This is a genomic window from Nocardioides guangzhouensis, from assembly GCF_004519545.1.
Classification (GTDB): Bacteria; Actinomycetota; Actinomycetes; order Propionibacteriales; family Nocardioidaceae; genus Nocardioides; species Nocardioides guangzhouensis.
Genome location: NZ_SDKM01000017.1, coordinates 100,191 through 108,593 on the forward strand (window position 1 = coordinate 100,191; position 8,403 = coordinate 108,593).

Here is an 8,403-nt window from a genome sequence, read left to right on the forward strand (position 1 = left end):
CGATGCCGCTGGGCCATCAGCGGACCGGCGAATCTTTCGGCGGGTGCGCGACGGCCGCATGCATCAGGGCGATCGCGGCGTGCCGGTTGCCGACGCCGAGCTTGCGGTAGGCGTGCTCGAGGTGCTTGCGGACCGTGGAGGTCGCCACGCACATCCGTTCCGCGATCTCCGGGTTCGACCAGCCGGCGGCGACCAGGTCGAGGACCCGGCGCTCCTGCAGGGTCAGGCAGTCCGGCAGTCGCGGGTCCGGCCGGTCCCGCAGCAGTCGCTCGAGCGCCGGTGCGAGGATCCGCAGCATCGCTGCGTCCCGCGGGCAGAACCGGCCGGAGCGCCGGTCCAGCCACAGCTGCACCTCGCGCCCTGGACCGGTGCGGAAGACGAGGCACAGGGCGTCGGGCTGCGGCGCCGTCCGGTCGTCGTACCCGCGCGGGCTGACCACGGTGTCGACGACCGACCCGGAGGCGTCACGGACGACCATCCCGATCGCGTCGCAGGGGATCAGCCGGGCCAGCTGGTCGAGCATCGAGCTGGCCGGCAGGGGGGTCCCCGGCACGGGCTCCGCGGCGACGAGCGCCCGCAGTGCCGCCTGATCGGTGTCCGAGAGCAGGACGTCTGGCATGGCGGGCTCCTTCAGACCTGTCTTCCACGCTAGCGACGCCGTTGACCAGACCGGTATGGCACGATCGCGCAGTTTCCCGGCCGGGGTCAGCGCGCACGGGTCTCCGAGAGAAGGACCCGCGTCAGCGACGCCGCAGCCGGCCGAGCAGGGCGGCCGCGCGGTCACGGGGGCCGGGCGTCCGCGCCGCCGCGGCCTGCTCCTGCTGGGCGATGAACTCCGCCCGTGCCTTGCGGCGCGCGGTGCGCCGGGCCTCCGCGGTCAGGCGGCGCACGCTCGAGCCCACCATGTCCATCGCGTCCGCGTGCAGGAGGGTGTACTCGGCACGGAGGTCGTCGAGCGAGGAGAACGCGGACGCGTCCGGGGACTCCTCGTCGGCGAGGACGCTCAGCGCAGCATGGGTGCGGTCGGCCAGGTCGCGCAGGTGCTGCGGCGCGGAGATCTTGTCCCACTCGGGGCGCATCCGGCGCAGGTTGGGGTCGATGAAGTCGTCGACGGGGTGAGGCTTCTCCTCGGGCGCCGGGTCGAGGGTGATGCCGAGCGCGCTGCGCAGCCTGACCAGCTCGGAGCGCCAGTCGGTGGTGAGATTCGGGTAGTGCACGAAGGCGCGCCGCGAGCCGCGGGTGAGGCGCTCGGTCATGAGGGCGACGTTGATCCAGCCGGCAACGCCGGCGGCCTCGCGCGCGGAGTAGTAGGTGCTGCGGCTGGAGGACACCTCGGCGGGGTGACGCAGCATGATCACGAAGCGCGGGTCCAGTCCCTGGGCCTGCGCGACGTCGTCCCACAGCCCCTTGAACCAGATGGTGCGGGGGTCCTTGAGCACCAGCCGGCCGTGCGCCTCGAGCTCGGGCATCAACCACCGGGCGAGCTGGCGGCGGAAGGCGTCGTCGTCGATGGCGCTCTCCAGCGCCGCGACGGCCTCGGGGTCGGCGTCGAGGTTGCCGACGCGGGCCTTCTTGAGCTGGCGGCTCTGGAAGTTCACCAGCCACCGCGGCTCGAAGAAGCCGAGGGGGTTGGTCTCGTTGCCCTTGATCGCCTGGGGGACCGTGTAGCCGCTGTGCGCGAGGGCACCGGCCATCGTGCTGGTCCCGCTGCGGCCGGGACCGAGGACGAGGACGAGGGAGCGGTCACCGGGGTCAGCGGTCTGCTCCGGCTCAGGCTCTGTCACCATCGATGCGTCCTCCGGGTCGGTTCTCCAAGGGCCGGTGGGGGCTCGCGGCCACATCGGAGGCTATCAGCGGGTACCGGACCGGGCTCCGGCCCCCGGGGGCGGGGGTTCAGCGGTTCCCGAAGCGGTGCGTGAACCTCCGGCCGGCGATCCGGAGCAGCTCCCGTCCGCCCACGTCGCGGATCCGCCGGTCGTCGCCGCTGGGGGTCTTCGGGGCAGCGGGGCGCCTGCGGGCGCGCTCACGCTCCTCGCGCGCCCCGGCCCTGCGAGCGGCCACACGGATCCCCTCGATGGAGTCGTGGGCGATGGCCTGCGCGTCACGGAGGATCCGGTCGTACCGCTCCGCGAGGCGGTCGAGCGCGGCAGAGGAGTCCGGGTCCGACCCGCCCGAGGCGGCGATCACCGCGAGGTGGTCCCACACCTCCTGCGCAGCGTCCTGCAGGTCGCGGGGAGTCTCCAGGTCGTCCCACGTCACCTGGTGGCGCCGCAGGCCGGGGTCGATGAAGTCGTCGACGGGCGAGGGCACGCCGGCGCGCACCTCGGAGCCGTAGACCAACCCGAGCTCGTCGGCGAGGCGGGTCACCACCGGCCGCCAGTCCTCGAGGAGCTCGGCGTAGCCGACGAACGACCGCCGCTCAGCCCGGGTCTCGCGCTCGCTCACCAGGGAGTTGTTCACCCAGCGAGCGATGGTCGTGGTGGCGTAAGCCTGACGCTTGTCCTCGTCCGCCTTGCTCGCGTAGTAGGTGGTCCGGCTGCCGACCACCTCGGCCGGGTGGCGCAGCATCGAGACGTAGCGGATCTCCATGCCGGCGTCCGCCGCCGCGTCCCGCCACAGCTTCTGGGCCCACACCGATCGGGGGTCCTTGACGACCACCTGGGAGTCGATGGCGGCCTGCTCAGCCAGGAACGCGGTGAGCGTGCCGCGGTCGGCAGGGGTGATCGCCTCACGGAACAGCTCCAGCGCCTCGGGACGCCCGTCGAAGTCGGCGATCCCCGCGGCGCCCGCGATCCGCTTGTGGAACTCGAGCGACCACTTCGACTCGAAGAAGCCCTTGGGGTTCGACTCGTTGGCGCCGAGGTAGGGCCCTGGCACGAACAGGCCGAGGTGGTGGAGCGTGCCCGACATCGTGCTCGTGCCGCTGCGCCCAACCCCCGTGATCAGGACGAGCACGTTCACCATCGGTCTCCTGTCGCTTCCCGGCCCGCTCGCGAGCATCGTGTCACGCGTCACCTCGCGGGACGAACACCGCATCCACGAAGCGCTCACCCGCGTGCCCGTCCTCGAGGTCGAGGTAGTCCTTGCGGAACGTGTCGTACGCCGCGGCGTACTCGGTGCGCAGTCCGTCGAGGTCGCGGAGGTGGTCGACGACCTCGGCGGTCGAGTCCACCAGCGGGCCGGGAGCGGTCGGCTCGAAGTCGAACAACCACCCTCGGGTGTCGTTGTAGCGCTGGAGGTCCGGCACGTGGAAGACCATCGGCTTGCCGGTGACCCCGAAGTCGAACCGGAGCGAGGAGTAGTCGACGATCCCGGCGTCGGCGGCCAGGTAGAGGTCGGACACCTCGGGGTAGTCGGTCACGTCGACGCACCCGGGCAGGCTGCCCACCCGACGGCTGGAGCGCGCGTGGTAGGCGTGCCCGCGAACCAGGATGACGTAGTCGTCGCCCAGTGCGCGGGTGGCCTCCGCGAAGTCGAAGAAGTCGGCCAGCACGGCCTTGCTGTCCCCCTCGGCCAGGTAGTCGCGGAAGGTGGGTGCGTAGAGCACTGCCGTCTGGCCCTCGGCGACGCCCAGCGAGGCGCGGGTCCGGGCACGCAGGTCGTCGGCCTCCGGCGACTGCAGCACGTCGTTGCGCGGGTAGCCGATCTCGAGCACCTCGCCGCGGTAGGCGAAGTCGCGGACCAGGAGCGGGGTCGCGTAGCGGGCCGGCGACACGAGGTAGTCCCACTCCGCGGCGCGGGCGTCGTACTCGGCGATGCGGCTCCGGGACACCTGGAGGTTCTGCCAGTGCGGGTGGCCCATCCGCTTGAACGGGTAGCCGTGGAAGGTCTGGGCGATGACCTGCCCCTCGGGCTTCCGGTGGTACTCCGGCTGGTACATGTTGTCGACGTAGTACTGCACGGAGCCCAGCAGCTGGTACCACTCGGTGGTGTTGACCACGACGGGGATGCCGCCGTCGGGCACCGGCACCGATCGGTCCTGGACCGCCCAGTAGACGGGGAGGTCGCTGCCGCGGCGCCGCAGCTCCTTCTGGATGGAGACGCCGTTGTCGGTGGCCTGCTCCCCGAAGTACGAACGCATGAGCACGCCTCGGGTCAGGGACGTTCGCGCCCCCTCGCCCATCCGCAGGCGGTTCTGCTGGTAGCGGCCCCGGGCATCGCCGATGGGGCGGTCGAGATGCACCCGCACCACCCGCTCCGGGCCGCGCACCACGCGGCCGTCGTGGTCCTCGGTGCTCACCCGGACCGGCAGGTCGTCGCTCAGCCGGTGGGACACCAGCACGGGGATCTCGACGACCGACCCGCCGCGGTCGACCCGGAGGCGGAGGTCGTGGTCGCCGGTGGGCAGGGGGCGCTGGCCGAAGCGGTAGACCTCCTGGCGCAGCCCGACCGAGGCGGTGAAGTGCTGGTCGGTCAGGGCCACCGGGTCGCCGGCGGCGCGGGCCCGTTTGTTCAGGGTCGCGATGCCGACGGTCTGGACGCCCGGGCCGAAGACCCGACCCGAGACGGTGAGCTCGCCCGAGGTCGCCAGCTCGACGTGGTCGGCGACGGCGCCCAGCGACCACTCGGTCACCTGGAGGTCGCTGTTGCGGCCGGTGTGGGCGACCAGCGTGGTGGCAGAGGTGGCCTCGGCCAGGTTGTCCGACCCGGTCTCCACGACCAGGGAGGCGGTGCGGCCGTCCTCCAGCCGGGCCACGAAGGCCCACTCGACCGGCTGCCCGGGCTCGGGCGTCTCGACCACCGGGAGGTCGGCGCGGAACGTGGTGCGGCCGCTGCTGCCGTGGGTGGCGACCTCGAGCACCTGACCTCGCGTGGACACCACGATGCCGGCGACCCCGTGCCCCCCGCTGCCCAGGCGGGCGGTGAGCGTGCGTCCCTCGAGCGTGACGTCGTGGACCGGGACGCCGGACCGGTCGACGACGAGGTGGAGGGGCTGACGGAACTTCCAGCCGGCGATGAGTCGCCCGCCGCCCGGCAGCGGGCTTGCGGGGATGACGCCCGCGGAGCCGCTGCGCACGAGGTGGCTGACCGGACGGGTCGCACGGAGGCCGGCCGCCTCGACCCGCAGCCACACCGACCAGCGGCTCCCGTCCTTCGCGTCCGACAGCAGGTCGGACAGCGGGAGCTCGACCCCGAAGACGCCGGGCCGGTAGTCGCACCACTTGTCGTCACGCGGCGGCGGGAAGGACGCGTCGGGACGCCCGGTCGCGGTGAACTCGTGGTCCCGGCCGGTCGCCTCGTCGCGGAGGATCACGGTCACGGTCGCGTCGTGGGTGCTGAGGTCGACCTTGCGGAGGTAGGCCCACCCCGACATCCACAGGGAGGGGACGCCGCCGGGTCGGGAGATCCAGTGGACGTTCTCCACGGCGTGCGAGATCCGCACCTGCTCCGGGCGGACCACGAACAGCTCCGGGTCCAGGTCGGGGTCGTCGGAGAACGGCAGCTCCAGCGCGATGCCGTCGTCCCGGACCGTCGCCGGCCAGTCCTCGACGGCCCGTCCGCGTCGGCGTACGAACTCCTGGGCCTCGGCGCGCCGGTCCTGCTGCGCCAGGCGCACGAGCACCCGGTTCGGGGGCGTCGCCCACTGCCAGGCCCGCTCGTCGGCGTCGGCGGTCAGCTCCTGCACCGCGGCCACGAGCTCGTTCCAGTAGGTGTCGTCGACGGTGCCCGGGCTCACGAGGTACCACTGGAAGTGGGCCTCGAACAGCGTCGCCAGCCACCCCTGGTAGGCGGCCGGCGACAGCTCGCGGCGGAACGCGTCACGACTCAGGTGCCAGGCCGCGATGCGGTCGCGCAGGTCCTTCAGGGAAGCGGTCTGCTGGCTGATCGAGCTCTTGTCGTCGCGCGCGCGGTAGCTGTACACGATGTCGGTCAGGACGTCGATCGACCGGGCCCGCGCGAAGAGCTGGGTGACGAGCGGCTGGTCCTCGTAGGCGACGCCCTCGCGGAAGGACAGGGCCTGGCTGGTCCAGAAGTCGTGACGGAAGAGCTTGTTGCACGTGTAGAGGTTGCGCAGCAGCGGGAGGAAGTCGTCGATCCTGATGCCGGGACGCGCCACGCTGTGCACGTCGTCGACCCATTCGGGCATCCAGGTGCGCTCGCTGCTGAAGCGCTCCATGGACCCCGCGACGATGTCGGACCCGGTGGAGTCGGCGCTGGCCACCAGGACCTGCAGGGCGTCCGCGGGGAGCAGGTCGTCGGAGTCCAGGAACGTGAGGTAGCGCCCCCGGGCATGGGCAACCCCGGTGTTGCGTGCCGCTCCGAGCCCGCCGTTCTCGCGGGTGATGATGCGGATGCGGCCGTCGCCCGCGGCGTACCGCTCGGCGATGGCGCGGGACCCGTCCGGCGAGCTGTCGTCGACGAGCAGCACCTCGAAGTCGCCGAGGCTCTGGCCGAGGACGCTGTCGAGGCAGGCGGCGAGGTACTGCTCCACGTTGTAGAACGGCACGATGATGCTGACGGCGGGGCGACGCAGCCGCCGGAGCAGGCGCTGACCGGCCCGGCTGCGTGCCACCCTCCGGGCGCCTCGCCGTCCGAGGACCACGGTTCGTCGACGGAACTCGGTTAGCTTCGGCATGGCCACGATGATGCCATTCGGGCGGGGGTGGCCGACGACCCCGTCCGGATCACGCGCCCGCCATTTCCACGGGTCCGACGACGCGGTCGGGCCCGGTCCTGCCCGCGGCGCGGTTCCCGTCCCAGGAGTCTCGGATCCGAGACGTGAGTACGCCGCCGGGGCTGGTCGCGCCCGGGCGCCGGCGCGTTTGATGGGGGCATGAGCACGACCCTCCCCACCAGCACCGCCGGAACCACGGCCACCGTGTCCGTCGGCACCGGACCCGTCACCTTCACCGACCTCGTCGCCGTCGCCCGCGACGGTGCCGGGGTGGCCCTCGACGAGGGTGCCCGCGCCGCCATCGAGCGGGCCCGCACCGTCGTCGACGAGCTCGCCGCCGCACCCACCCCGGCGTACGGCATCTCCACCGGCTTCGGCGCCCTCGCCACCCGGCACATCCCGACCGAGATGCGCGCCCAGCTCCAACGCTCCCTGGTCCGGTCGCACGCCGCCGGCTCCGGCCCGGAGGTCGAGCGCGAGGTGGTCCGCGGCCTGATGCTGCTGCGGCTCTCGACCCTGGCGACCGGCCACACCGGCGTCCGCCCCGGGACCGCCCAGCTCCTGGCCGACCTGCTCACCCACGGCATCACGCCGGTCGTGCGGGAGTACGGCTCGCTCGGCTGCTCCGGCGACCTGGCGCCGCTGTCGCACTGCGCGCTGGCGCTGATGGGGGAGGGCGAGGTCCGCGACGCCGACGGCACGCTGATGCCTGCCGCCGAGGCGCTGGCGAACGCCGGCCTCATTCCCGTCGAGCTGGTCGCCAAGGAGGGCCTGGCGCTGATCAACGGCACCGACGGGATGCTCGGCATGCTGGTGCTGGCCATCGAGGACCTGCGGTCGCTGCTGCGCACCGCCGACGTCGCCGCGGCCATGTCCGTCGAGGCGCAGCTCGGCACCGACCGGGTCTTCGCCCCCGAGCTGCAGGCGATCCGCCCGCATCCCGGCCAGGCACTCTCCGCCGCCAACCTCACCGCGATGATGAAGGACTCCGGCGTCGTCGCCTCGCACCGCGGCCCGGACTGCAACCGGGTCCAGGACGCCTACTCGCTGCGCTGCTCCCCGCAGGTGCACGGTGCCGCTCGCGACACCGTCGAGCACGCCGCGCTGGTGGCCGGTCGCGAGCTGGACAGCGCCGTCGACAACCCTGTGGTCCTCGCCGATGAGCACCGCGTGGAGTCGAACGGCAACTTCCACGGCGCCCCGGTCGCCTACGTGCTCGACTTCCTCGCGATCGTGGCCGCCGACGTGGCCTCGATCAGCGAGCGCCGCACGGACCGGTTCCTCGACAAGGCCCGCAACCACGGGCTGCCGCCGTTCCTCGCGGACGACCCGGGCGTCGACAGCGGACACATGATCGCGCAGTACACCCAGGCCGCGATCGTCTCCGAGCTCAAGCGGCTCGCGAACCCGGCCTCGGTCGACTCGATCCCCTCCAGCGCCATGCAGGAGGACCACGTGTCGATGGGCTGGTCCGCGGCCCGCAAGTTGCGCCGCTCGGTCGACGGGCTGACCCGCGTCGTCGCGATCGAGGTGCTGACCGCTGCCCGCGCGCTCGACCTGCGCGCACCGCTGGAGCCGTCGCCGGCCACCGGTGCCGTCGTCCGGCTGCTCCGCGACGCGGGAATCCAGGGCCCCGGCCCCGACCGTCACCTGTCCCCGGAGATCGAGACCGCCGTCGAGCTGGTCCGCTCCGGTGCCGTCCTCCACGCCGTCCAGTCCGTGATCGGAGATCTCGCATGACCAACCAGACCGAGAAGGGTTTCGAGACGCTCGCTGGCGCTCGCTCC

5 protein-coding genes are annotated in these 8,403 nt (G+C 72.6%); 1 reads left to right on the forward strand and 4 read right to left on the reverse strand.

The annotated features are described in order from the left end of the window. Window positions 1-16 precede the first annotated feature (16 nt). The 4 genes from EKO23_RS13010 to EKO23_RS13025 all read right to left on the reverse strand — a co-directional run bounded on the left by EKO23_RS13010 (window position 17) and on the right by EKO23_RS13025 (window position 6,577). Window positions 17-619: a helix-turn-helix transcriptional regulator gene (locus EKO23_RS13010; RefSeq protein WP_134717932.1), complete on the reverse strand. Its 603-nt coding sequence runs from the start codon at window positions 617-619 to the stop codon at window positions 17-19. 121 nt (window positions 620-740) lie between these two features. Further along, window positions 741-1,787, reverse strand: coding sequence for a sulfotransferase family protein (locus EKO23_RS13015; RefSeq protein WP_134717934.1), 1,047 nt, complete (start codon window positions 1,785-1,787; stop codon window positions 741-743). Between the two features lie 106 nt (window positions 1,788-1,893). Beyond that, entirely contained in the window at window positions 1,894-2,961 is a 1,068-nt protein-coding gene (locus EKO23_RS13020) for a sulfotransferase family protein (protein WP_134717936.1), read from the reverse strand. A gap of 43 nt (window positions 2,962-3,004) precedes the next feature. Next, window positions 3,005-6,577 carry a bifunctional glycosyltransferase/CDP-glycerol:glycerophosphate glycerophosphotransferase gene (locus tag EKO23_RS13025; protein WP_134717938.1) on the reverse strand — a complete coding sequence of 1,191 codons (3,573 nt, stop codon included), beginning with the start codon at window positions 6,575-6,577 and terminating at the stop codon, window positions 3,005-3,007. Between the two features lie 198 nt (window positions 6,578-6,775). On the opposite strand from EKO23_RS13025, the gene hutH reads away from it, so the two are divergent. Further along, window positions 6,776-8,356, forward strand: a complete 1,581-nt coding sequence (hutH, locus tag EKO23_RS13030) for a histidine ammonia-lyase (RefSeq protein ID WP_134717940.1) — start codon at window positions 6,776-6,778, stop codon at window positions 8,354-8,356. The last annotated feature ends 47 nt before the right edge of the window (window positions 8,357-8,403 follow it).

Bases quoted from the DNA above. Each gene is read 5' to 3' on its own strand.
- EKO23_RS13010 (WP_134717932.1), bottom strand. From the start codon at position 619: ATGCCAGACGTCCTGCTCTCGGACACCGATCAGGCGGCACTGCGGGCG.
- EKO23_RS13015 (WP_134717934.1), bottom strand. From the start codon at position 1,787: ATGGTGACAGAGCCTGAGCCGGAGCAGACCGCTGACCCCGGTGACCGC.
- EKO23_RS13025 (WP_134717938.1), bottom strand. From the start codon at position 6,577: ATGCCGAAGCTAACCGAGTTCCGTCGACGAACCGTGGTCCTCGGACGG.
- hutH (WP_134717940.1), top strand. From the start codon at position 6,776: ATGAGCACGACCCTCCCCACCAGCACCGCCGGAACCACGGCCACCGTG.